At 69.0% G+C, this 23,932-nt stretch carries 20 protein-coding genes and 1 tRNA gene; 2 read left to right on the plus strand and 19 right to left on the minus strand.

Annotation, left to right across the window (positions count from 1 at the left end; translation table 11 throughout):
• Positions 1–48: 48 nt before the first annotated feature.
• From ACFY1H_RS21865 to ACFY1H_RS21895, 7 genes are all read right to left on the minus strand, one after another.
• Positions 49–636 (minus strand): hypothetical protein, encoded by a 588-nt coding sequence (locus ACFY1H_RS21865; RefSeq protein ID WP_366579008.1) that lies wholly within the window; start codon positions 634–636, stop codon positions 49–51.
• Positions 633–2,255, minus strand: a complete 1,623-nt coding sequence (locus ACFY1H_RS21870; protein ID WP_386948877.1) for a substrate-binding domain-containing protein — start codon at positions 2,253–2,255, stop codon at positions 633–635. Before ACFY1H_RS21870 ends, ACFY1H_RS21865 begins: the two co-directional genes overlap by 4 nt.
• On the minus strand, positions 2,252–3,403 hold the full coding sequence (locus tag ACFY1H_RS21875) for a toxic anion resistance protein (protein ID WP_366579005.1): 1,152 nt from the start codon (positions 3,401–3,403) through the stop codon (positions 2,252–2,254). Before ACFY1H_RS21875 ends, ACFY1H_RS21870 begins: the two co-directional genes overlap by 4 nt.
• The gene (locus tag ACFY1H_RS21880; protein ID WP_386948880.1) at positions 3,403–4,494 is read right to left on the minus strand and encodes a hypothetical protein; all 1,092 of its coding nucleotides are present in this window, start codon (positions 4,492–4,494) and stop codon (positions 3,403–3,405) included. Before ACFY1H_RS21880 ends, ACFY1H_RS21875 begins: the two co-directional genes overlap by 1 nt.
• A gap of 234 nt (positions 4,495–4,728) precedes the next feature.
• On the minus strand, positions 4,729–6,153 hold the full coding sequence (locus ACFY1H_RS21885; protein ID WP_366579002.1) for an ATP-binding protein: 1,425 nt from the start codon (positions 6,151–6,153) through the stop codon (positions 4,729–4,731).
• Positions 6,150–7,802, minus strand: a complete 1,653-nt coding sequence (locus tag ACFY1H_RS21890; RefSeq protein ID WP_366579001.1) for an FAD-dependent oxidoreductase — start codon at positions 7,800–7,802, stop codon at positions 6,150–6,152. The genes ACFY1H_RS21885 and ACFY1H_RS21890 overlap by 4 nt, the downstream gene beginning before the upstream one ends.
• Positions 7,803–7,933: 131 nt before the next feature.
• A complete protein-coding gene (locus ACFY1H_RS21895) occupies positions 7,934–9,148 on the minus strand; it encodes a sigma factor-like helix-turn-helix DNA-binding protein (protein ID WP_366578999.1) in 1,215 nt (404 codons plus the stop codon).
• A 95-nt stretch (positions 9,149–9,243) separates the two neighbouring features.
• On the opposite strand from ACFY1H_RS21895, the gene ACFY1H_RS21900 reads away from it, so the two are divergent.
• On the plus strand, positions 9,244–9,639 hold the full coding sequence (locus ACFY1H_RS21900) for an ester cyclase (RefSeq protein WP_386948884.1): 396 nt from the start codon (positions 9,244–9,246) through the stop codon (positions 9,637–9,639).
• 51 nt (positions 9,640–9,690) lie between these two features.
• On the opposite strand, the gene ACFY1H_RS21905 is transcribed toward ACFY1H_RS21900, so the two are convergent.
• The 6 genes from ACFY1H_RS21905 to ACFY1H_RS21930 form a co-directional block, all read right to left on the minus strand.
• Entirely contained in the window at positions 9,691–10,767 is a 1,077-nt protein-coding gene (locus tag ACFY1H_RS21905; protein ID WP_386948887.1) for an ABC transporter ATP-binding protein, read from the minus strand.
• Complete coding sequence (locus tag ACFY1H_RS21910) at positions 10,764–11,534, minus strand: ABC transporter permease subunit (protein ID WP_366578993.1); 771 nt, start codon at positions 11,532–11,534, stop codon at positions 10,764–10,766. The genes ACFY1H_RS21905 and ACFY1H_RS21910 overlap by 4 nt, the downstream gene beginning before the upstream one ends.
• Positions 11,531–12,466, minus strand: a complete 936-nt coding sequence (locus ACFY1H_RS21915; protein WP_366578991.1) for an ABC transporter permease subunit — start codon at positions 12,464–12,466, stop codon at positions 11,531–11,533. The genes ACFY1H_RS21910 and ACFY1H_RS21915 overlap by 4 nt, the downstream gene beginning before the upstream one ends.
• Before the next feature lies 1 nt (position 12,467).
• On the minus strand, positions 12,468–13,598 hold the full coding sequence (locus ACFY1H_RS21920; RefSeq protein ID WP_386948891.1) for an ABC transporter substrate-binding protein: 1,131 nt from the start codon (positions 13,596–13,598) through the stop codon (positions 12,468–12,470).
• 314 nt (positions 13,599–13,912) lie between these two features.
• Positions 13,913–16,165 carry an RICIN domain-containing protein gene (locus ACFY1H_RS21925; protein ID WP_386948894.1) on the minus strand — a complete coding sequence of 751 codons (2,253 nt, stop codon included), beginning with the start codon at positions 16,163–16,165 and terminating at the stop codon, positions 13,913–13,915.
• Positions 16,166–16,526: 361 nt separating this feature from the next.
• Positions 16,527–16,599: transfer RNA gene (locus ACFY1H_RS21930), tRNA-Ala, on the minus strand.
• Positions 16,600–17,443: 844 nt separating this feature from the next.
• Between ACFY1H_RS21930 and ACFY1H_RS21935 the strand changes: the two genes are divergently transcribed.
• Positions 17,444–18,730, plus strand: coding sequence for an MFS transporter (locus ACFY1H_RS21935; RefSeq protein ID WP_386949398.1), 1,287 nt, complete (start codon positions 17,444–17,446; stop codon positions 18,728–18,730).
• Positions 18,731–18,745: 15 nt separating this feature from the next.
• On the opposite strand, the gene ACFY1H_RS21940 is transcribed toward ACFY1H_RS21935, so the two are convergent.
• From ACFY1H_RS21940 to ACFY1H_RS21965, 6 genes are read right to left on the minus strand one after another with little or no spacing between them, the layout of a single operon-like run.
• On the minus strand, positions 18,746–19,375 hold the full coding sequence (locus tag ACFY1H_RS21940) for a DUF5134 domain-containing protein (protein WP_386948897.1): 630 nt from the start codon (positions 19,373–19,375) through the stop codon (positions 18,746–18,748).
• Positions 19,372–20,286: an alpha/beta hydrolase gene (locus tag ACFY1H_RS21945; protein WP_366578983.1), complete on the minus strand. Its 915-nt coding sequence runs from the start codon at positions 20,284–20,286 to the stop codon at positions 19,372–19,374. The genes ACFY1H_RS21940 and ACFY1H_RS21945 overlap by 4 nt, the downstream gene beginning before the upstream one ends.
• 38 nt (positions 20,287–20,324) lie before the next feature.
• Complete coding sequence (locus ACFY1H_RS21950) at positions 20,325–20,735, minus strand: cupin domain-containing protein (protein ID WP_386948901.1); 411 nt, start codon at positions 20,733–20,735, stop codon at positions 20,325–20,327.
• A 49-nt stretch (positions 20,736–20,784) separates the two neighbouring features.
• The gene (locus ACFY1H_RS21955; RefSeq protein ID WP_386948904.1) at positions 20,785–21,504 is read right to left on the minus strand and encodes a MoaF C-terminal domain-containing protein; all 720 of its coding nucleotides are present in this window, start codon (positions 21,502–21,504) and stop codon (positions 20,785–20,787) included.
• A 45-nt stretch (positions 21,505–21,549) separates the two neighbouring features.
• Positions 21,550–22,836: a cytochrome P450 gene (locus ACFY1H_RS21960; RefSeq protein WP_386948907.1), complete on the minus strand. Its 1,287-nt coding sequence runs from the start codon at positions 22,834–22,836 to the stop codon at positions 21,550–21,552.
• 28 nt (positions 22,837–22,864) lie between these two features.
• Positions 22,865–23,881, minus strand: a complete 1,017-nt coding sequence (locus tag ACFY1H_RS21965; protein ID WP_386948910.1) for a PDR/VanB family oxidoreductase — start codon at positions 23,879–23,881, stop codon at positions 22,865–22,867.
• Between the last annotated feature and the right edge of the window lie 51 nt (positions 23,882–23,932).

The following is a 23,932-nucleotide window of genomic DNA, read 5'->3' on the forward strand; positions in this document are numbered from 1 at the left end:
AAGACACGTGTCTGACAACCACCCGGTCGGAAATTCCCCGGACCGGTGCTAGGAGTCTTCGCCGAGGTAGCGCGTGTGGTCCTCCTGGCGGTTCACGTCGGCCGAGTAGTACTCGCCGGCGAGCTTCTCGGCCTTGCCCCGCAGGAGGTCCAGCTGCTTCGCGAGCTCGTCCTCCGCGCTCGTGCCGTCCGCGTCCCGCCGGGAGGCGAACCAGCGCGGCAGGTTCAGGTACGTCTCCACCGACAGCGGCAGGTCCGTGCGCGCGAGCAGCAGCACGCGGTACTGCAGGTCCGGCGTCGAGGCGAGGCGCAGCGGGTCCTTCAGCAGGTCGGACAGCACCTCGGCGACGTGGCGGACACCGTCCACAGCGGACGGTGGCAGGCGCCCGGCGTGGCCGGACACCGTCTGCACCAGCGCCTCCAGCGACGAGCGCACCTGCGCCGCCTCCACGGTCGGGTCGACGACGAGCCGCACCTTCTCCGGCGGCGCGAGCAGCGCGCCGGCTGTGTAGAGCACGGCCATGACCACGAACATCAGCCACAGCGGGCCGATCACCCCGACCGCGTACAGCACGAGGCCGATCAGGCCGCCGACGCAGCCGGCGATGTTCTTGGTGGAGCCGAACCAACGCCTCATTGGTACCCGCGAATCTCCTGGAAGACACTGGACAGCTGGGTGTTGCGGGCGTCGAAGACCTTGCCGCCGGTCATCGTGGCGACCTGCGTGAGCTCGTCGCCGCTGCCCTCGCCGAACAGCACCGTGAACACCGGGATCTGCTTCATCGCCGCGGGCAGCGACGCGAAGGCAGACTTGAAGCCGTCGAGGTTCGAGCCGCTCTCGTTCTCGCCGTCGGTCATCAGCACGATCGAGTTGAACCGGTCCGGGTCCTGGGCCACGAGCGGTTCCATCACCTGGTACGCGCGGTCGAGGCTGTCGTAGATCGCGGTGCCGCCGTCGGCCTGCAGACCTTCGGCGAAAGCCTTGATCTTCGCCAGCTCACCCTGCGGGTTCTGCTCGGGCACGGTGAACGTGACCGGGTTGCCCGGCGCGGTGTTGAACGGCAGCATCGTCACCTCCTCGCGGCTGCGGAACTGCCGGTAGCGGCCGACGAGTGAGTTGTCCGCGCCGGTGAGGCCGGCCAGGGCCGTACGCAGGGCCTGGATGCGGTCACCCTGCATCGAGCCCGACGTGTCGAGCACGTAGAGCGTGCGCGACGGGCGGCGGATCTTGCTGAAGTAGGCCGAAAGCAGCGCGTCGACGGCCTGCTGCGTCGCCGGGAACGGCAGCTCGACCAGGTCGTGGGGCACGAACTGCGCGCCGAGCTGCACCCCCGGCACCACCGGGCGCCGCTGCGTGACCTGCATGATCCGCCGCTGCACGTCGGGCGTGCGCAGGTAGTCGGTGAGCCGCTGGTGCGCGTCGCGCGCGTCGTTGCTCGCGCTGGTCAGCAACGTGAGCGGGTAATCGGCGGTGACGACACCGTCGCTGGGGTAGATCAGCTTCATCGGCTGCGGCAGCTTGCCGGAGGAGTTCATCGACAGCAGCACGGACTCGTAGTTGACCAGCCCGTCGACCTTCGCCCCCGGGTCCTGGCCGGTCGCGCGCCGCTGGAACGCGTCGGAGAGCCAGCCCGACGAGCCGGCGGACATCACCTGCGCGCTGAAGAACTGCGTGAGCTGCGGCGTGACGGCGGTGATCTGCTGTGCGTCGATCGCCGTGCCGGAGTGGGCCAGCGCGGACGCGACGCCCACCAGCGCGGAGAAGCCGGAGTTGGACGCCGACGGATCGGTCATCCCGTAGGTGAACTCCTTCTTGCCCGCGGCCGCGGCGATGTCACCCCACGTCGGCGCCTTCGTGTCCCATCCGAGCCGCTGCGCGACCGGCTGCGCCAGACCCAGCACCACCGGCGAGCTCATGATCTTCACCTGGTTGCCCAGGCGCTTGGCCGCTTCGGGAATGCCCGCGGGGTAACGGTTCGAGGAGAACCACACGGCGTCGTACTTGCCGTCGAGGCTGCCGTTGGCGAGCGACTCGGCGCCCTCCAGCGTGCCGGTGAACGTGAACTTCACCTTCACGCCCGTGCCCTTGGCGGCCTCGTCGAGCACCGGCTGCAGGTCGGCGAGCTCGCTGCCCGCGAGGATGCGCAACGTGCCGGCTTCGGGCGGCCCGGCGTCGTCACCGGAGCTCGGATCCGCCGACGAACATCCCGTGACCAGCAGTGCGGCGGCGAGCGCCAGTACCGCGAGTTTTTTCACAGCTCCCCCTCGTGCGAACGGCGCAGCCGGTCTTCGGCGCGCCGCAGCTCGCCGGACAAAGATTCCACTGTGGACGCCATGTGCAGCACGGCCTCGGCCTTGAACCCGTCGATCGCGTCGAGGGCCGAGTAGATCCGGTCGAACGAGTCGCGCAGCGTGTCGACGGCGACGGCCGGGTCGCTCGACGCCTTGCGGATCTCCGCACTCTGCGACTCCAGCAGCGCCGCGTTGGCGCGCAGCAACCCGTCGGTGGTCGACTGCAGGGCCGCGACCTCGTCGAGCACGTCGCGCTGGTTGGCCAGCGCCGCGCTCACCAGCAGGGCCACGCGCAGCGCGGAGACGGTGGTGGACACCGCCCGTTCGACGCCGCGGATCAGCTCGTCGTTGGTGCGGCGCACCAGGTCCAGCGCGAGGTAGCCCTGCGCGCTCACGGCCAGCTGCGTCAGTACATCCTGGTGGCGCTGACGGATCGGGTACAGGATGTCGGCGCGCAACGCGTTGGCGTGCGAGGGATCCGTGAGGTCGAAGACGCCGGCCTGCCGGTCGATCGCCCCGTCCACGGCCTCCGCGAACGCCGCCGCTTCGGCGAGCCGGCCGAGCGTGGCCCAGAGCCGTTCGCGCTCGCCTTTGAGCGCCGCGTTGTCTCGGCGGAGCACGTCCTGGCGGGTGCGCAGCTCGCGGACCAGCGCGTTCACGGGCTCGTTGGCCGCGCGGTAGCGGTCGAGGGCGCGCTTGGCACTCGCGGCGGCCGGGAAGATGCCGAGCAGCTTGCGGCCAGTGATCGGCAGCTTGGCCGGGTCGAGCTCGGCGACCGTGCGGCGCAGCTCGACCAGGCTCGTGGTCACCTGCTGCTGCGGCGAACCGGCGGAGCCGCGCGCGGATTCCAGCGCCTTCGTCGAGCGGTCGAGCATCGTGCCCGCGACCGTGGCCGCCGCCCGCATGTCCGCTTCGCCGACGGCGAGGATCTCGTCGAGCAGCGTGGTGAACTCGGGTGACTTGACGTCGAGTGCTTCCAGGCGCGTGGCGAACTCGCCGGCACGACGGGCGATGTCGGCCCGCGTGTCGTCACCGAGCGCGATCAGCCCGGCGGCGCGCTCCACGGGGACCGCCGCCACCGGCTCCGGCGGGGTGAGGGTGAACTCGTCCATCAGTACTGCTTCTGGATCGCGTCGAGCAGCCGTTCCAGCGTCTCGAACGACGGCGGTTCCACCGTGTCCACGAGATCGGCCGGCACCGGAGCCTTGGCCGCGGCCACGACGTCGCGGAACTGCTGCGGGTTCGTGGTGCGGAACCCGAACGTCGCGGCGAGCTTGCCCAGCTCCGGGTCGGTGGAGAGCAGCTGGCCGACCTTGTCCCCGTTGGGAGAGAAGGGAACCAGCGTGTGCTTCGAGTACACAGTGGGTGCGGTGTAGAGCATCCGCATGTCGGGCTGGATCGAGCCGTCGTGGCGCACCAGGCGATCGACGTACTGCGACTCGTAGATCAGCGCGAGCGGCGTCTTGCCCATGCCGGCCGAGAGGTAGTCCTCGAACGGTCCCTCGGTGCTGTTCTGCGTGTAGCCCTGGTCGAGGAACAGCTTCGACACCTGCGGCAGCACCTTGGCTTCCTGGTCGGGCGTCGAGACGACGTTGTTGCCGTTGGCCACGAACGACACGATCGACAGGTACATCGCCGCGGAGTTCGACTCCCGCGGGTCGGTGGTCGTGACGAGGATGTTCTTGCGCACGGGGTACGCGGTGTTGCCCGGCAGCTGGTCCCAGCGCGTGCCGGCCTGCGTGAGCTGCAGGTACTTCGCGATGTCGAGCACCTGGTAGTCGCCCGCGCCCTTGTGCACGGCACCCGCGGCGGTGAGCAGCTGCACGATGGGTTCGAACGTCGCGATCGCCATCGGCGACTGGAACGGCGTGTACACCGTGGTCACCTTGCGGTCGCGCTGGATCTTCTGCGCCGCCGGCGACGACGAGGGGAACGCGAACTCGTACTTGGCGAGGTCGACCGTGGTCGCGATCTGGCGCGAACCGGCGGTGTCGACCTTCACCTTCAGGCCGTGCTTGGCGAACGCGTCGACCACGCGCTGGTCGGTGAAGAAGGCCTGCTTCTCCGAGCCGATCACCCCGCGCACGACGGTGAGGTCGCCCCCGCCCGACGCTTCGTCGCTCCCGGACCGCCCCCACAGGATCACGGCCACGACGGCGAGCACCAGAACCACAGCCAGCCCGATGGACAACCGGCGTTTCACGAACCCACCTTCCGCACGTCCCGCGACGCGTCACCTCGGATCCTTCAGTCCCCGCAACTCGTTTGACGCGCGGCACGAGGAGTTCGAAGTGAACGATCAGTGAACGAACGGGGTCGATCGGGATCCGGTGCGGACCGGGCTTTTCCTTGCAGCGGAAGGGAAATCACCAACCGCCCGCGTGCCGTCGCCGGTTGATCACGGCGGCGGCACGCGGGCGGATTGGAGGTGGACGGTTCAGAGCGAGGCTTGTTCCTCCACCGGCAGGCAGATCTCGAACCGCGTGTCGCCCGGCACGGACGTCACCTTGATGTCGCCCGAGTGCCGCTCCACCACGATGCGCCACGAGATGTCGAGGCCGAGGCCCGTGCCCTCGCCGACGCCCTTGGTGGTGAAGAACGGCTCGAAGATGCGCTGGCGCACCTCTTCCGGGATGCCGGGGCCGGTGTCGCCGATCTCGACGCGCACCTGCTTGCTCTCCTGCCACGTGCGCAGCGTCAGCGTGCCCTCGCCGCCCATGGCCTGGATGGCGTTGTCGATGATGTTGGTCCACACCTGGTTCAGCTCGGCCGCATAGGCCGGGATGTGGTCGATGCCGCGGTCGTACTCCTTCACGACGTGGATCCCGTCGAGCTTGCCCGACAGCATCACCAGCGTGGAGTCGAGTCCTTCGTGGACGTCGATCCACTGGTGCGGCGCGCGGTCCATCTGCGAGTACTGCTTGGCCGCGCCGACGAGCACCGAGATGCGCGTGGTCGAGTCCTCGATCTCGCCCATGAGGATCTCGGTCTCGAGCGCGTACGCGAGCCAGCGCAGCGCGCCGTCGAGCAGGCCCTCGCCGACGGATTCCATGACGCCGTCGAGGTTCTCGGTCTTGAGCCCGGCCGCGACGAAGATCGCGGCGAGGTCCCAGCCCTGGTCGATGCCGTGGTCGTCGAACCAGTCGCTGATCTCGTCTTCGCGGTCGGCCTGCTGCATCGCCGAGAGCCGCGGCGCGTCGGCGACCGTCTTGACCAGCTCTTCCTGCACGTCGAGCAGTTGCTCCAGCAGGTCGGGGTCGATGTCCTTCTTCGCCAGCAGGGCGAGCTTGTGGCGCATCCCGGCCACGCGCTCGCGCAGCGACGCCGTGGCCCGCACCGCGGCCGCGGCCGGGTTGTTGAGCTCGTGGGTGAGCCCGGCCGACAGCTCGCCGAGCGCGAGCAGCCGGCGCCGCGACGAGATCACGGTGTCGGAGTTGCGCCAGCCGAGGTACATGCCTTCCAGCAGGTGCGCCGCCATCGGGAACCACTTGCGGAACTCCACCGCGAACTCCGCCGAGGGCAGCGCGAGCAGCGTCAGGTCCCCGATCGCCTGCACGGTGGCGCTGTAGGTGTGCTCGGTGTCCTGGTGCACGAAGAACTGCGTGGCGCCGAAGTAGGAGCCGCGCTGGTCGGAGCGCTTCACCTCGACGTCGGCGCCGCTCACCAGCCGCGACATCCGCAGCGCGCCCGAGAGCAGGATGTAGAAGCAGGTCGCCGGATCGCCCTCGCGGTGCACCGCGGTGTCACCCTCGTAGCGCTCCAGCACGGCGTGCTGCTCGATCCAGTCGAGCTGCTCGTCGGAGAGGTGCTCGAACAGGAAGAGGCCGCGGAGTTCTTCGCGCGGCAGTGCAGGCTCCTTCACTGTTCCTCCAGGTAGCGGTGGACCAGGGTGACGGCCATGGCGCCCTCGCCGACGGCGGAGGCCACGCGTTTCACCGACTGCGACCGGACGTCGCCGGCCACGAACACGCCGGGCACCGACGACTCCAGGTGGTACGGGTCGCGGTCGAGCGGCCAGCCGGCCGGCCGGCGGCCCTCGGCCACCAGGTCGGGCCCCGTCTGGACGAACCCGTGGTGGTCGCGCTGGATGACCCCGCCCAGCCAGTCGGTGCGCGGTGCCGCACCGATGAAGATGAACAGGTGCCCGGTCTCGACGGTCTCCGTCGCGTCGCCGTGGCACAGGGTCACGGCTTCGAGGTGGTCGGCGCCGTGGGCCTGGACGACGGTGGTGCCCGTGCGGACGGTGATGTTGTCGATGCCCGCGATCTGCTCGATGAGGTAGTGCGACATCGACTTCTCCAGCGAGTCGCCGCGCACCAGCAGCGACACCTCGCTCGCGTGCTGCGCGAAGAACACCGCCGCCTGGCCGGCGGAGTTCGCGCCGCCGACGATGTAGACGTGCTGGCCCTTGCACTCCGGCGCTTCCGTGGCGGCGGAGCCGTAGTAGACGCCACTGCCGGTGAGCTCGCGGATGCCGTCGGCCTCGTGCGCGCGGTAGGTGACGCCGCTCGCGAGGATCACGGTGTGGGCGGCGATCTCGGAGCCGTCGCCGAAGGTGACCACGCGGCTCGACCCGCGCACCTCCAGCCCCACCACGTCGCGCGCGGTGAGCACCTCGGCGCCGAACTTCTGGGCCTGACGCCGGGCGCGGTCGGTGAGCTGCGCGCCGGAGACACCGTCGGGGAACCCGAGGTAGTTCTCGATGCGCGAGCTCGTACCCGCCTGCCCACCTGTGGCCTTGCGCTCGACGAGCACCGTGCGCAGGCCTTCCGAAGCGCCGTACACGGCCGCGCCGAGGCCGGCCGGGCCGCCGCCGATCACTACGAGGTCGTAGAACTCCTGCGCAGGCCGCGTGGACAGGCCCACCGCGACGGCGATCTCGCTGCCGGTGGGCTGCTTCAGCACGGTGCCGTCCGGCGTCACGACCACCGGGATGTCGGTCTCCGCGACGCCGGCGGCCTGCAGGATGCGCCCGCCCTCGTCCTCGTCCACCGAGTACCAGCGGTACGGCACGGCGTTGCGGGCGAGGAAGTCGCGCACCTTGAACGAGGGCGCCGAGTACCGGTGGCCGACCAGCTTGGTCTCCTCGACGGACTTGTCGCCGACCGCGAGCCACGTCTCCACGAGGGAGTCGATGACCGGGTACAGCTTCTCCTCCGGCGGGTCCCACGGCTTGAGCAGGTAGTGGTCGACGTCGACCACGTTGATCGCCTGGATGGCCGCGTCCGTGTCGGCGTAGGCCGTCAGCAGCGCGCGGCGGGCGTTGGGGAACAGGTCCATCGCCTTCTCGAGGAAGGCGATCCCGTCCATGTGGGGCATGCGGTAGTCGGCGAGGATCGCCGCGACGGCGTCGCCGCGCAGCTTGATCTCGCGCAGGGCGTCGAGGGCGTCGGCCCCGGAGTCCGCACGGATCACGCGGTAGTCCTTGCCGTAGCGGCGACGCAGGTCACGCGCGACCGACCGCGAAACAGCGGGGTCGTCGTCGACGGTCATCAGGATCGGCTGGCTCACACCCGACAGCCTACGGCGGTGTCCACCAGCGGAGAACGCTTGCGCGGGCTGGACCTGCTCCAGCCGGGCCCGGACCTGGGGATCGGTGCCGGAAGTGCCCGCGCGAACGGTCCGTTCGCGCCACTCTCGGCTCAGGCCGAGCGGCCGAGCAACGCGAACGCCCGCGCGGCCAGCTCCCGCACCCGAACCCACTCGGGCGCCGTCGCCAGCGCCTCGAACGACCACGGACCCGTCGGGCCGCTCATCTCCTCCAGGAGGGCGTCGAGCTCGGCCAGCACCGCGACGATGTCGGCGGGCAGCGCGTGCTTGAGCGCCGCGAAGTACCCGTCGAACTCCAGCGCGAGCTCGTCGGCGTCGCGCAGCCCCTGCTTCTCCAGCAGCGCGATCTGTGCGGCGGCCGGCTGCGCCAGGTCCCCGACGGCGATGACCAGGCGCCGGAAGAAGGACTCCTCGTTCCCGCGCGAGACCCCGGCGACCGCGTTCCACTGCGCCCGCAGGAAAGCCAGCCGGGCGGGGTCCGCGACCGTGCGCAAGGCGGAGATGCGCCCGCCCCGCGTCTCCACGACCGTGAGCCCGACGACGGTGCCGCCGGAGAGGAAGAGGATGCCCGGGCCGCCGTTGACCTCCGTGAGCACGAAGTCCGACACGTCCGCGAAGCGCGCGAGCGTCGCGGCGGCGTTGCGACGGACGGCGTCGCGGCCGCGGACGTGCACGCGTTCGCCGCCACCGAGGTCCATCCACGTGGCGATGTCGGCCACCAGCAGGTCTTCGAGCCGCTCCAGCCGGCCCGAGCGGACAGCCGTCATGAAGCTCTCGGTGAGCCGCATCGAGCCGCTGTCGGACGTCGGGAACCGGGTCTCGCCGGCGTCGACCCGACGGCGCGCGCGGCTGTAGTGCTGGCGGACGCCGGCTTCCGTGAGGTCCAGCAGGCTCGCGAGCTCCGGGTAGGGGTAGTCGAAAGCCGTCCGCAGCACGAACACCGCGCGTTCCACCGGAGTCAGCGCTCGCATCAGCACGAGCATCGCGAACGACACCGACTCACGTTGTTCCACCGTCTCCAGCGGCCCCAGCGCGCCGCCGCCGGTCAGCACGGGCTCCGGGAGCGCGTCGCCCGCGGCCGACTCGTGCCGGGCGTGGGCGGCCGTCAGGCGGGTGAGGCAGAGGTTCGTCACCGCTTTCGTGAGCCACGCGCGGGGCGCAGTGATGCCGGCGTGGTCGGCACGGCGCCAGCGCAGGTAGGCGTCCTGCACCGCGTCCTCGGCGTCGGCCGCGGAACCCAGCAGCCGGTAGGCCAGGCCGAAGAGCCGGCCGCGTTCGCCGTCGAAGAGTTCGGGCGTGGTTGTCACAAGGCGCTCCCCTGCTCAGTCTCCACTGCGCCCCTGCAGGAGGCGGAAACCGCAACCACCACCACAGTCACCACCACAGTAGAGAGGGGACCCCTGTGGCCACCACCCGCGAAACCGTCGAACGCTTCTACGCCGAGCTGGTCAACGACCAGCGCTTCGAGCTGTTCGACGAGCTGCTCACCCCCGACGCCGTGACCCACGGCGACGTCGACCAGCCGGCCCGGGACGCCTTGGTCGGCGCCGACCGGATCGTGCGCTCGGCGTTCTCCGACGCCGCGCTGCACGTCGACGACGTGCTGGTGGACGGCGACAAAGCCGCCGTTCGCTGGACGCTGACCGGCACCCACGACGGCGACTTCCACGGCACGCCGCCCACCGGTACCTCGATCAGCGTGCGCGCCACCGCCGTGCTGCGCTTGCGGGCCGGGCGCATCGCCGAGCTGTGGCAGGTGATCGACGTCCACTCCTTGCTGAGCCAGCTCGCCGCCTGAGCGGAGGCCGCCGCCGGGGACCGGGCACGGTCTCCGGTGGCGAGCCCGGCGTCAGGTCGCCAGCAGGACCGGCTGCGTCCCGAACGCCACGTCCACTCCCGTGCCCGGCAGCAGCTCCGCCGCCGAGACGCTCGGGAGGTCGGCCAGCACCGCCGTGCCGTCGGACAGCAGCGCCGTCACGCGGGTGACCGCGCCGCGGAAGCTGTGGTCGGTCACCACCGCGCGGCCGTCCGAGGCGGCCACGAGCGTCACCGCTTCCGGGCGGACCAGGACCGTCACGGCGTCGCCGTCCGTGCGCCGGCCCGGTTCGGCCAGCACGAGCCGCTCCCCCGCCACGTCGACGGACGCGCCGCCGACCGCCACCACACCCGGCAGGCGGTTCATGGTGCCGACGAACTCCGCGACGAACGCCGTCGCGGGCCGGGCGTAGAGCTCGGCCGGGCTGTCGCACTGCTCGAGGCGCCCGGACCGCATCACGCCCACGCGGTCGGCGATCGAGAGCGCCTCCTCCTGGTCGTGGGTGACGAACAGAGTCGTGATGCCCACGCGCAGCTGCAGCCGGCGGATCTCGTCGCGCAGCTGCGTGCGCACGAGGGCGTCCAGCGCCGACAGGGGTTCGTCGAGCAGCAGCACGCGCGGCTCGATCGCCAGCGCGCGGGCCAGCGCCACGCGCTGCTGCTGGCCACCGGAGAGCTGGTGCGGATAGCGCTTCTCCTGCGCCGAGAGCCCGACGAGCTCCAGCAGCTCCTGCGCCCGCTTCTGCAGCGCCGCCGTGGCAACGCCGCGCAACCGCAGGCCGAAGGCCACGTTGTCGCGCACCGTGAGGTTCGGGAACAGGCTGTAGGCCTGGAACACCATGCCCATGTCGCGCTTGTTGGCCGGCACGCCGACCACGTCGGTGCCGTCCACCAGCACCTCGCCGGCGTCCACCGCCTCCAGGCCCGCGAGCACGCGCAGTGCCGTCGTCTTGCCGCAACCCGAGGGGCCGAGCAGGGCGACGAGCTCGCCCGGCGCGATCGTCAGGTCCAGCCCGTCGAGCGCCCGGACCTCGCCGAACTCGCGGCGCAGGCCGCGGAACTCGACCGACGCACCGGTCTTCGCCTGCGGAGTCTCCAGGACAGTTTTCACGCCACACCTCGCGAAGCCTTGCGGCGACCAGCCACAAGGGACAGGACGAACAGGAGCAGGAACGCGACCAGCAGCGACAGCAGGGAAACGGCGACGGACACGCCCGCCTCCGACTGCCCGGTGCTGACCGTCCACACGGGAAAGGTGTCCATCAGCAGGATGCTCGCCAGCGTGTACTCGCCCAGCACCAGCGCCAGGTTGAGGAACGCGGCGCCGAACACGGCCGAGCGGATGTTGGGCACGATCACCCGCAGCAGCACCGTCGGCCACGAAGCGCCGAGGCTGCGCGCGGCCTCCACCAGCGTCGGCAGCGAAATCGCCGCCAGGCCTGCGTCGAGCGTGCGGTAGGTGAAGGGCAGCGCGAGGATCACGTACTCCAGCACGAGGATCACGGGCGTCCCGTTGATCACCTCCGGCGCGTCGCGGAACACCACGAGCACGCCGTTGACCAGCACGATCGGCGGGATCACCAGCGGCAGCAGGCTCACGCCCTCGATGAGGCGGCGCAGCTTCGGCTTGCGCAGGTGCACCCAGCTCACCGTGGGCACCATCAGAAGCAGCGTGAGCGCCACCGTGCCGGCCGCGACCCACAGCGACGTGCCGAGCGTGGGCAGCAGGTCCGGCTCGTCGAGGATCTTGCCCCAGGAGGCGAAGCTGTGCGTGTTGTTCACGTCGCGGAGGCTGAACTCCACCGACGCGCCCATCGGCACGAGGAAGTACAGGCCGAACAGCGTCAGCACGGTCCAGCGCAGGGCTTTGTTCCTCACGACAGCCACCTCGAAGCGCGCTTCTGCAGGTACGCGTAGATCGCCATCACCAGCGCGACCACCACGACCATGCCGAGCCCCAGCGCCTTGCCGAGGTTCTGCTGGTCGGCCACGACGTTGCCGCTCACCAGCGAGCCGATCTGGATCGGCACGAGCGGCACGACGCCGGTGGTCAGCGCGTACGCCGTGGCGTAGGCGGAAAACGCGTTGGCGAACAGCAGCAGCGTCGAGGCGAGGAACGGCGGCAGCAGCACCGGCACGGCGATCAGCCGGAAGTACTGCGCCCGCGTGGCCCCGAGGTTCGCCGCGGCCTCGCGCCACTGCTCGCGCATGCCCTCCAGCGCCGGGGTGAAGACGATCACCATCAGCGGGATCTGGAAGTACACGTAGACGATCGCGAGACCCGTGAACGTGAACAGGTTGAAGCCGCCGGCGTAGATGTCGAAGCCGAGGCCGGCCAGCGCCTTGGTGACGATGCCGATGCTGCCGAGCGTCGCGATGAACGCGAACGCCAGCGGCACGCCGCCGAAGTTCGCGAGCACGCCGGCGGCGCTCGAGACGACCTTGCGCAGCAGGCCGTCGGGCTTCGAGCCGAGCACCGCGTTGGCCAGGACGGCGCCGAGGATCGCCCCGGCCGCGGCCGTGAGCGCCGAGAGCTCGATGCTGGTGGCGAACGAGCGCCCGAACTGGTCGGCGAACGCCGCGGTGAGGTTCTCCGTGGTGAAGGCGCCGTCGTTGTCCTGGAACGCGCCGATGGCGACCATCACCACCGGCGCGCCGAGGAACACGCCGGTGTAGAGCAGGAACGGCAGCAGGCCGAGGTGGCCCGCCACCCACGAGAGCACGCGCCGCGCGGACCCGGGGCGCACGGGCGCGGCGGCGGGAGCGGCCGGGGCCACTCCCGCCGCCGCGGTGACGGTTTCGGCGGTCACGTCAGCCGAGCGCCTTGGCCCACTCGTCGGCCAGGACCTTCTTGGCGTCGTTGACCTGCGCGTCGGTGGGGAACTTGACGTCGCCCTCCACCTTCGGCAGTGCGGCCAGCGCGGTCTTGTCGGCCGTGCCGGCGGCTTCCATCTTCGGCAGGCGCGCCGGGCGCGATAGGCCCTTCAGGAACAGGTTCTGGCTCTCGTCGGAGTAGAGGAACTCCTCCCACAGCCGCGCGGCGGCGGGGTGCGGGGCGGTCTTGCTGATGCCCTGGGCGTAGAAGTTCGAGTAGACGCCGTCACTCGGGACGGCGACCTTCCAGTCGACCTTGCCCTTGAGCTTCGCGGCGTAGCCGGCCTGCAGGTAGTCCCAGTCGAGCGTGATCGGGGTCTGGCCGCTCTCGATGGTGGCCGCGCTCGACTGCACCGGGATGAAATTGCCGGACTTCTTGAGGTCGGCGAAGAACTGCACACCCGGCTTGATGTCGGCGAACGAACCGCCGTTGGCCAGGGCCGCGGCGTAGACGCCGGCGAACGCCGCGCCCGCCTTCGTCGGGTCGCCGTTCAGCGCGACCTTGCCCTTGTACTCGGGCTTCTTGAGGTCGGCCAGCGTCTTCGGCGGGTTGGTGACCTTCGAGGCGTCGTAGCCGATGGAGATGAAGCCGCCGTAGTCGAAGAACCAGGAGCCGTCGTCGGCCTTCTGGCCTGCCGGGATGTCGTCGAAGGTGGCGACCTTGTAGGGCGCCAGCAGGCCGTCGGACGCGGCCGAGAGGGCGAACGCGCTGCCGAGGTCGACCACGTCGGGCGCGCGGTCCTGGCCCTTGAGCTGCTTGACGGCGTTGATCTCGTCCTGGCTCGCGCCTTCGGGGTTGGCCTCGTTGACCTTCAGGCCGTACTTCTTCTTGAAGGCGTCGAGGATCTCGCCGTAGTTGGCCCAGTCGTGCGGCAGGGCGATCACGTTGAGCGCGCCCTCCTTCTTGGCCGCCTCGACGAGCTTGTCCATACCACCGAGGTCGGCGGCGGACTTGGCGGTGGCGGCGCCCGAGCTCTGCTCCGAGCCCGACGCGCCACCCCCGCAGGCGGTGAGCAGGAGCGTGCCGGCGGCCGCGACGGCGGCCAGTGCGGCGAAACGTCTTTTCACTTGGTCCAGTCCTTTGATACCCGGGGTGGGAATGCCGAGCGAACAGTCCACGAAGGACACAGACGGGCCGTGAACCGGACGTGAATGCCGGGTGCCTTGATCATGCACGCTGGTCGTGCTTCGGCGCAGCGCGACGGTGCCGGTGCGGCCGGTGATCTTTGTGAACGTTGTGGTCACGAAAAAGTCGCCCAGTTTCCGGGATTCCCGGGAACTGGGCGACGATAAACGATCTCTTGCTCGTTCTCATGTGGACTGGGAACCGGTGCGCGCCGAGGCCGCCACCACGGCGCGCACCGGTTGTCTTCGGCGGTGGGCTAGGGGTAGCTCACCAGGTTCACCGGCCGCGTCCCGTCGGGCGTGGTCGCGCCCGTCGTGTTGATGACGTGGGTGATCGTGCCCGCGTGGTTCAGCGACACGGTGACCATGTCGTGGAACCGCACGCCCGGGGTGTTCGGCGCCTCGTACGCGTGGGCGCTGGCGACCGACGGGTTGGTGTTGAAGAAGCAGTAGCTGCCCAGGCCCCAGGCTTCGTGGCTGGTCACGTTCGGGCCGACCTTGTAGGCGGAGTAGCCCTGCGTTGAGCCGTTCATCCAGGCGGCCTGGTTGGGCACGTCGTAGGGCATCTCGTTCTGGAAGAAGTACGTGCGCCCGCCGTTGCCGTTCCAGACGACCTGCGTCTTCTGGTAGTGCTCGACGAACAGGCCGTACATGGTGACGTTGTTGCCGTTGACGGTCAGCCCGTTGTCGGCGGTGTTGGTGTTCCAGCCGACGAAGCTGTTGTTCGCCGCGTGGTCGGCGCGCCAGATCCACATGTGGTCGCCGATCACGTTGTTGCTGTTCACCACCAGGCTGTTGGTCGCCTTGCCAACAGCCGGGCCGCCGATGCGGAAGAACACGTCGTGCAGCGACGTCGGGTCGGCCGAGTGGTCGGCGGTCGAGCCGGGCGCGCCGACCTGCATGAGCGTGGTCGAGTTCGTCGTGCCGGCGTCGACGAGCAGGCCGGCGACCTTCACGCCGTTGACGTCGTCCACGTTCATCGCGGTGATGCCGTTGTCGGGCACCAGGGTCGCGATGCCGAGGCCGAGGACCACGGTGTCGGGGCGGGTCACGTGCAGGGTCTGGTTGAGGTGGTAGACACCCGGCGTGATCAGCAGGTTCTTGCCCGCCGCGAGCGCGGCGTTCATGTCGGCCGCCGAGGCGCCCGGCTTGGCGATGTAGAACTGGTCGATCGGCAGCGACGAGCCCGGCGCGGTGCCGTTGGCCCAGCTGGTGCCGGAGGTGTTGGTGCGCAGGGCCGGCACGAAGACCTGGTACTTGCCGGCGCTGTCGATGTAGAGGAACGGCTTCTCGCGCACCACCGGCGCCTGGCCGACTGTGGTGTAGGGCGGGCTCGGGAACGTGTTCTGCGGCGCGCCGTTCACGCCGACGAAGACCATGTTCCAGTTGGAGCCGTTCCAGCTGCCGAACTGCGAGTCGCGCGAGATCCACTGCTGCTGGGAGCCGGAGCGGACCTGGCCGTCGATCTTCGAGTCGGAGATCCAGCCGCCGCTGGCCCAGCCGCCGTCGTCGAGCTGCAGGTCACCGCGCACGTGCATGCGCCGGTAGGGCGCCGCCTGGCTCACCGCCCACCGGTCGGCCCCGCCGGTCGGGTTCACCGACAGGTTCTCGGCGCCGCGCCAGAAGTTCTGCGTCGCGTTCTGCGGCGGGAACCAGTCGGCCTCCACGTGCACGGCGCCGTTGATCGTCACGGCGTCGGGGCTGAGCCCGAGGCCGAGGACCTGCGTGTAGAAGCCGACGTTCACGTCGTTGGAGTACGTGCCCGGCTTGAACATCACGGCGTAGCGCTGGCTGCCGAACTGGTTCTTCTCCTGCTGGCTGAAGATGCTGTTCAGCCTGCTCTGGATGCTCGCGGCGGACATCGACGGATCGAAGATCACGACGTTCGGGCCGAGGTCCGGCTGGTCGGAGTCCGGAGGAGTTGTAGTGCCACCCACGGGAGTCATTGTGAACGACTGCGCACTGGTGTTATTACAGGTGTACTGCTGAAGCTGAACGCTGTCTGCGATAGAAGCACTCGGCACGTCGAGGCACTTGCCGCTGTTGCGGTTCACGAAGTGGTACGCACCACTCGCCTCCTGGACCGGCTGCCACTGCTGGTTGGCGCCGTTGGAGTACGACCAGAGCTGCACGAGCCCGCCGTCGTCCTTGGAGACGTTCGTGATGTCCCAGGACTGGGCCGGGTTGAGCTGCGTGTTCACGCGGACGTAGCCGTCGGTGGTGGGCTGGAACTGCCAGGCCTGTGAGGACGTCTGGTTGCAGCTGTACTGCTGGACGACGGTGCCGTTGGCGCTGGCGGCGGATTTGGCGTCTACGCACTTGCCGCTGTTGACGGCCTGCACGGTGTACCACTGGTCGGGCGAGATGGCTTGGGCTTGCGCCTGAGGTTGGGGCTGCGCTTGAGCTTGTACTGGGGCTTGGGCTGCCGGCTCCGCCTGCGACACCCCCGCATACCCACTCACCAGCGCGAACGCGGACAGCACCACCGTGCCCACTCTCCGCAATCCCATCGGAACCTCCTCCACCGCACCGCGGCGTTCGACGAGCAGGAAACGGCAAGGCTCATGCCCAAACATGAAGACGCGGCGTAGCGGGCGGGGACCTCGGCGTCACAACCGGGTGAAAATGTAACGGCGACCACACAGGGAGTCAATACAGAGCTAAAAATAAGTCATGAAGAGGCTCTTGAGCTGGGGTTTCTCGCGGTGTCTCGCGCCCGGCGATGACCTACACCGTTGTGGCACCGAGCAGCTGCTTGGCCAGACCACGGGCCCCGGCCCGAGTGGTTCCATCCGGGGAACACAGGCCCGGCGACGCAGAAAACCCCTCCGACCAGCCGGAAAGCTGAAATCGAAGGGGTTTCTTCGAGAGTGGAGCTAAGGGGACTCGAACCCCTGACCCCCTCACTGCCAGTGAGGTGCGCTACCAGCTGCGCCATAGCCCCGAAGCGAAGGTGAACTCCGCATCTCGTGTGAACAAAGACTACACCCCGCCACAGGCCGCCTTCACCGGGGGGTCCACCAAGGCCCGAAGCCCCCAAAACCCCAGGTCGGACCATACTTCCGTAACCCGCGGAGCATCCCACCCAGCCGGCTCGGGCCGGCAAGGAAGCGGCCCCGGCTCCAGTCCGCCACAACCAACTGCGTCGCGACACCTCACCGAACCATCGCGGAACGTGACACCACAGCCACCCGGCGCCCAACTCCCGATGAGGCCAACTCAGGCACCGGCGCCACGACGCCAAGTCCGCGCATCCTCCGCGAGCGAGACCCACCGCCGAGTCCATCGGACCATCCGCCCGCCGGGACCGCAACCCGCCACACCTTCACTAGATGCACGGGCCATCGAGCACTTCGTATTCACGCCATTCACCCACAACATACCGCTTGAAATACGTCTATCGCACGCTGGCGATGAATTGATACTCTCAAATATACCTCCTACCAAACAAGGCGCGCCGTCTGTTTTCCGGCGGCACATCCATTACCTGAATTTCAAATGTGACAACTCGACCAGAAGGCCCCGAGCTCGGCATATACAGCCGGATTCCAGTCATCACACCCTTCCCCGAAATGTGCAGCCGCAGCTGTCGATGGCCACTGACAGCGCTCGTTGTGCTATGGTGCCGGCAAATGGTCCGGAATTCACACAGGTTCCGATCCTGAAACGGCGGACTCGGTGGTCAACCGGCCTGGTTCCATCGGGAGCCGAGAGAATGGGGGCTGTCCGTGTCAAGGGAGACCAGCGGGCCCGGTGATCGTGTGCTCGGCAAGGTGGCGGTGCGGATCATGCCGTTCCTCGCGTTGCTGTACTTCGTGAACTACCTGGACCGCGTGAACATCGGGTTCGCCGGGCCCAATGGGATGAACGAGGACCTCGGGTTGACGGCGACGGCGTTCGGGTTCGTGTCGGGCATCTTCTTTCTTGGGTATCTCATCCTCGAAGTGCCGAGCAACCTCGCGCTGCACCGGTTCGGTGCGCGGCGGTGGCTGGCGCGGATCATGATCACCTGGGGTGTTCTCGCGACGGTGCTGGCCTTCGTGCCCAATGCGACCACGCTGGTCGTCCTGCGGTTCCTGCTGGGCGTGGCCGAAGCCGGGTTCTTTCCCGGCATCATCCTGTACCTGACGTATTGGTTCCCGGCCGCGCAGCGGGCGAAGGCCGTAGCGCTGTTCATGGTTGCGGTGCCGGTGTCATCCGCTATCGGGTCCACGGTCTCGAGCCTGTTGATCGCCGGTGGTCACGGGGTGTTCGGTCTGGACGGCTGGCGGTTCATGTTCCTGGTCGAGGGTGTGCCGGCGATCCTGCTGGCGTTCGCGACGTGGTTCTGGCTCACCGACAAGCCGGAAGACGCGAAGTGGCTCAGCGCGGACGAGCGGCAGTGGCTCATCACCGAGCTGGAAAACGAACGGAAGGCGACCGTCGCCGAGCACCACTGGCCGTTGAAGAAGGCTCTAACGCACCCGCGGATCCTCGCGCTGGCGTTCGTGTATTTCGCCATCGCCTACGGGCTGTACGCGCTCGGCTTCTTCCTGCCGACGATCATCGCCGGGTTCGGCGCGGAGTTCGGCACGAAGCTCACCGTGGTCCAGTCCGGGCTGGTCAACGCGATCCCGTACGTGATCGGCGCGGTGGTGATGGTGCTCTGGGCCCGCCACGGCGACCGAACCGCAGAGCGCAAGTGGCACGTGGCGCTGCCGATGCTGGTCGGCGGGGTCGCCATCCCGATCGCGCTGTACCTGGGCAATCCTTACGCCGCGATGGCCGCCGTGACGGTGTGCGCCGTCGGTGTGTGCTGTGCGCTGCCGACGTTCTGGGCGCTGCCCTCGAACTTCCTCGCCGGAGCTGCCGCTGCGGGAGGGATCGCGCTGATCAACTCACTGGGCAATATCTCCGGCTTCGCGGCGCCGTACATCACTGGCTGGCTGCGCGATCTGACCGGAACGCAGCGCACGGGCTTGTGGGTTGTCGGCGCTTGCATGGGTGCCGGGGCGATCGTCACCATCGCGGTGGGGGCCCGGCCACGCCAGTCAGCGGTGGCGGAGCAGAGCGACAGGTCCGCGCAGGGGTCGTAGGCCACCGCTCAAGCGCTACATCATCACGGCGAACATCGTCGCCATGCCCGCGGCCATCAGGGCCTGGGTGGCGATGGCGAGCTGGGCGCGGCTCGAGGCGAGTGGCTTGATGCGACGGCGGGCGAGGAGCTCCGAAAGCCACCACGCACCGGCGACGGCGGAGCCGATGGTGAGCAGCCAGTTGAGCAGGGTGATGAACGGGGACGTGCCGGTGGTGGTCGCCACAATGGGCACGTCGGTCATGTGCATTCCCGGCATGCGCATGACCGGCATCGGAGCACCGTGCCCCGCCAGCGCAGCCGGGGCCGGTGGCGGGCCGACGGTCATCGCGGTGTACATCCACGCCATCGCGAGCATCGTCAAGGCGTGGTAAGCGTTCGAGCGGCGATGGCCGGCGACCCGCGCGGCGGACGTGATGAACCACAACGCCGCCAGTAAAGAGAACAGCACAAACCCCGTCGTCGGAAGGGCGGCGCCGGGCGGCCAGGCCGTCAACGCCATCGCGAGACCCATGAGCGCGTGCAAGGAATGGCCGACGACGCCCTGCCAAGGCAGGCGCCCGACGGCGATTCCGTGCACGCGCTCGGCCACGCAGAGGGCGAAGAGCGCGGTGAGGACCCACCGGAGAACGGGGTCGTGGATCATCGGGCGAGGGCGCGGGTGACGTGGTCGGTGATGCGGGAGTACATGCGGCGGATCGTGTCCGTCTCGTTGGTCATGATGTCGTAGCCGTGGTCCACATCGGACACCTCGATGTACTCCGCGAGCGCGCCGGCCGCGGAGAGCTTGTCCGCGTACTGCTTGGCCTCGTTGCGCAAGCGGTCGTACTCCGCGGCGATGACCAGAGCCGGTGCGATGCCCGCGATGCCGTCGGCGTTGTCGCCCCAGGCCGGGGAGACGAAGCGGTGGCGGCGGACAGCGCGGTCGGGCACGTAGGCGGTGTCGAAGACCTCGCAGAGCCACGGCTGCAGCACGGCTTTCGAGCCCAACGGCGTCGGCTTCCGCGACGGCGGGGTGACGATGTCGAGCGGCGGGTAGTGCAGGATCTGCAAGGAGATCGCGGGCCCGCCGTTCTCCAGGGCCATCCGCGACACGGCCGCGGACAGGTTTCCGCCCGCGCTTTGGCCGCCGACGCACAGGCGGGTGCCGTCCCAGTCGCGCTCGGGTGCCGACGCCCAGCGGACCACGTCGTAGAACTGTTCGACAGGGGTGGGGAACCGCGTTTGAGGGGCCAGCGCGTAGTCGGTGTTCAGCACGACAACACCGGCGTGCGCGGCCAGAAAGCGGCACCAGGCGTCGTCCTGTTGCCGGTGCCCCACGACAAATCCGCCGCCATGGGCGTTGACGTAGACGCCGGGGACGCCGGCGTCCGACGACGGCGGGAAGTACAGCGTCGCGGCGACCGGACCGTGGCGAGTGTCGACGCTGATGTCGGTGGTGCGGACAGTGATTTCGGGGAACCGAGGTTCGCCGGCGGGGTGGATCGCCGAGTTGATCTTGGCGGCGAACCTGCGGGCGACGATGTCGGCCACCGGCCGTCGCGACAGTACTGACATGAATCCTCGTCTCGTTTAAGATCCGGTCGCGGCGACGGTCAGCCCTGGTGCTGCCGGGCGCTCGGGTGGCGCAGGTGATCGCGAGCCACGATCTCCTCCGGCTCCAGCATCGTGATCATCTCCACGCCGGGAGCGCAGATGCACACGGCGACGAACCGCGCCCAGGACTCCGGGTCCGGGTTCGCGACCTGGTAGTGCACGACGTCACCACCGGGCTCCCAGAACGCCTCCCCCGCAACGATTTCCCGCGGCTCCTCGCCTTCCAGCTCGAAGAAAATCTTGCCTTCGGTCACGTAACCGAACACCGGTCCGGAGTGGCGGTGCGGCGCGAGGCCCGGGTCGGCCGGCGGGAGCTCGACGAGCTGCGTCATCGCGTGCGAACCCTCCGGGATCGCGGGCGGAGTGGCGTGGAGGAGGTCGGTGACCTGAACGTTTCCCTTGGCCAGCATGGCTGTTTCCTTTCTTCGAGGACGAGCGCGAGGTGCGCCCGATCCGGGTTCAGACAGTGGTTGCGGTGTGGCCCAGCAGTTCGCCGGCCGCGCCGAAGGTGGACTGCGTAGGCTGTGTGCCGGTCTGGTCCAGCCCGAAGACCGCCCCGTACGCGCGCAGAGCCGCGAGGTCGCGGTGGTCGGCAATGGTGACGGAGGCGGAAGGGGCCGCCTTTTCCCGTGCGGCGAGGACGTAGATCTCGGGCCGGAGCTCATAAGTCGTGCACTCGTCAGTACCGGTGAGACCGGCCGAGGGGCCGGACACGCAGCGCCACGAGTTCGCGTTCGGTTCGACGTGGACGTGCTCGTAGCGGCTTCCGTCGCCGTAGGTCCACCGCACTCGCCGGCCCAGGAGCGCGGCCGTGGGTGCCGGTTCCGTCCCGCTCGTCGCCAGCCCTTCGATGAGGCCGGGCAGGAACGTGTGCCGCACCCTGGCCCGGTCCTCGATCGTGCTCACGACGGCCAGGCTGCGCCCGTGCTCGAAGTCGAGGACGAGGCTGACGGCCACGTCGGGCACGTCCACCTGATGGTGGAACTGCGTGTACACCAGCCCATCCGCGATCTCGAAGGCCTCGTAATCGTCGCGCCCGGACAACGCCGGGTGCGGGTCGCCGGGTCCGGGTTCGTAGCTCCAGTCGAGAATCGTCGCGCCGAAGCGATGCACCACGCGGCTGCCGTACGAGTTCGTGAACACGATCTCGCGACCGGCCACAGTGGAGTGTCTGGTCATGGGTGCTTTCTCCGTTCTTCTTCGGACCGCGAACACCGGGTCAGGTCAGGACGGGTTCTTTTCGACGTCCCAGCTGACGTGCAGCGCTTCCGGGCCCCGGAACGAGGTGTTGGGCACGTAGTGGAACTCCTGGTGATCCAGCGTCATGTGCGGCAGGCGCCGCGTGAGCTCCTCCAGGTAGATGACCATCTCGAGCCGCGCCAGGTGGTTGCCCAGGCACATGTGCGTGCCGGCGCCGAACGCGATGTGCGCCTTGGCGTCCCGGTCGATGTCGAACCGTTCGGGCTCCTCGAACACCGCGTCGTCCTGGTTCGCCGACGCGATCACCATGAGGATCTTCGCCCCGGCGGGAATCGTCACGTCGCCGACCTGCACGTCTTCCTTCGCGAGCCGCCGCCACGCCGCCACGGAGGGGTTGAGCCGCAGGCATTCCTCGACCGCGCCGGGGATCAGTGACGGCTGCGCGCACAGGCGATCCCACTGGTCGCGGTTGCGCAGCAGCGTCACGACGGCGTTCGCGGTGGCGTTCGTCGTGGTTTCGTGCGCCGCCATCGCGCCACCCATGACGTTCGTCTGCAGCCAGGTGTCGGAGATGACGTCCGGGTGTTCGCGCTGCATCTTGATCGCGTGACCCAGCCAGCCGGGCGGGTCGTCGAGCTCCTTCAGTTTCCCGATGACCCGCTCACCCATCGCCCAGAACTGGCCCAGGCCGTCGGCGGCGCGCACCTGCTCCTCGGGGCTCGGCCGTCCCCAGACGAACTCGGTCATCGACGTCGCCAGCCTGCGCACGGTGTCGACGTCCTCTTCGGGAATCCCCAGGAACTGCAACGCGACCAGGCACGGGATGTCCCACAGCATGTCGGCGATGAGGTCGGCGTGGCCGCGCTCGATGAACCGGTCGATGTAGTCGTTCGTCGTCTGGCGGATGTAGGGGGCGAGGGGGTCGATCCGGTCGGGCATGAACGCCGGCGCGTTCAGCCGGCGGTACTGCCGGTGCATCGGCGGGTCGGAATCCGCGAGCACGGGGCAGGGCGCGAAGTCGTACTTCTCGAGTTGCGCGCCCGCCGCTTCGGACGGGGGCGTGACCGGCGTCAGCGTAATGGCCGCGGAGAATTTGTTGAACTGGCTGAAAACCGATTTGACGTCTTCGTGCCGCGTGACGACCCAGTAGTCCGAGTCGTCGTTGTAGAACACCGGCTGGCTCTCGCGGGCCCAGGCCAGCGACGCTCCCGGGTTCTCCTGGTATTCACGGTCGAAGAACGAAAAACCCGCGGCCGTGTGCGCGACCGGGCACCCGGTCACCGGTTCGTTGCTGCTGACAGCGCTGTCCATGGGCAGCCTTCCTCTCTTCGGTGTGCGGTCAGAGATCGAGCTGGATCTTCGGACATGCGGCTCGGCTGATGCAGATCATCAACGTGCTGTTCTCTTCCTGCTCCTCAGGACTGAGAACCGAGTCGCGGTGGTCCGCCCGGCCCGACACGATGTTCGTTTCGCAGGTCCCGCACGTGCCTTCCGAGCAGGAGAACGGCGCGGGAATGCCGGCCGCCCGCGCGACGCCGAGAATCGACTCGTCCGGCCCGACGGAAACGGTGATCCCGCTTCGCACGAATTCGACTTCGAAATTGTCGAGGACGGCTTCGTCGAGCTGAGTCTTGGGAGTGAACCGCTCCAGGTGGACCTGGTCGGCGATTCCGAAGTCCGCGGCCATCTCCTCCACCGCGCACAGCAGACCCTCCGGGCCGCACACGTAGATCGCGGTGCCCGGGAAGACTCCGGCGAGGATGCCCGCGAGATCGATGCGGCCGTGCGTGTCCTCCGGAACCAGCGTCACGCCGTCGCGGTGAGCTTGTTTCAGGTCAGGGGCGAACGCCATGTTGCCCCGGCTGCGGCCGCCGTAGACCAGCGACCATTCGGCGCCCGCCCGATCCACCGACTCGATCATCGGCAGGATCGGGGTGATGCCGATTCCGCCGGCGATGAACAGGTACTCGGGCGCTTCGACGAGGCGGAAGTTGTTGCGTGGCCCCCGAACGACGAGGTTGTCGCCTTCGCGCACGTCCTGGTGGACGCGCGCGGAGCCACCTCGGCCGTCGGGCTGGTGCAGCACGCTCACCTGCCACGAACGAAGGTCGCTCGGCTTGCCGCACAGGGAATACTGCCGGACCAGGCCCGGTCCGAGGACGAGGTCGATGTGCGCCCCCGGCGTCCACGCGGGGAGGTCACGACCGTCGGCGCGGACGAGGGTCAGCTGCGTGATGGTGTCGGTGATCGGCGTCTTCGCCTTGACTTCCACCACGAGGTCGTCGTGCGCCTGTGTCTCGGGGTCCGCCCACCGGGGCTGTTGACCGGAGTGTCCGGCCTCGAACTGCGATGCCATGGGGACTCCTTCGGATTTCGCCGGGTGCCCCGACGTGTGCTTCGTTGCACC

This window comes from Amycolatopsis sp. NPDC001319, assembly GCF_042896185.1.
Taxonomy (GTDB): Bacteria; Actinomycetota; Actinomycetes; order Mycobacteriales; family Pseudonocardiaceae; genus Amycolatopsis.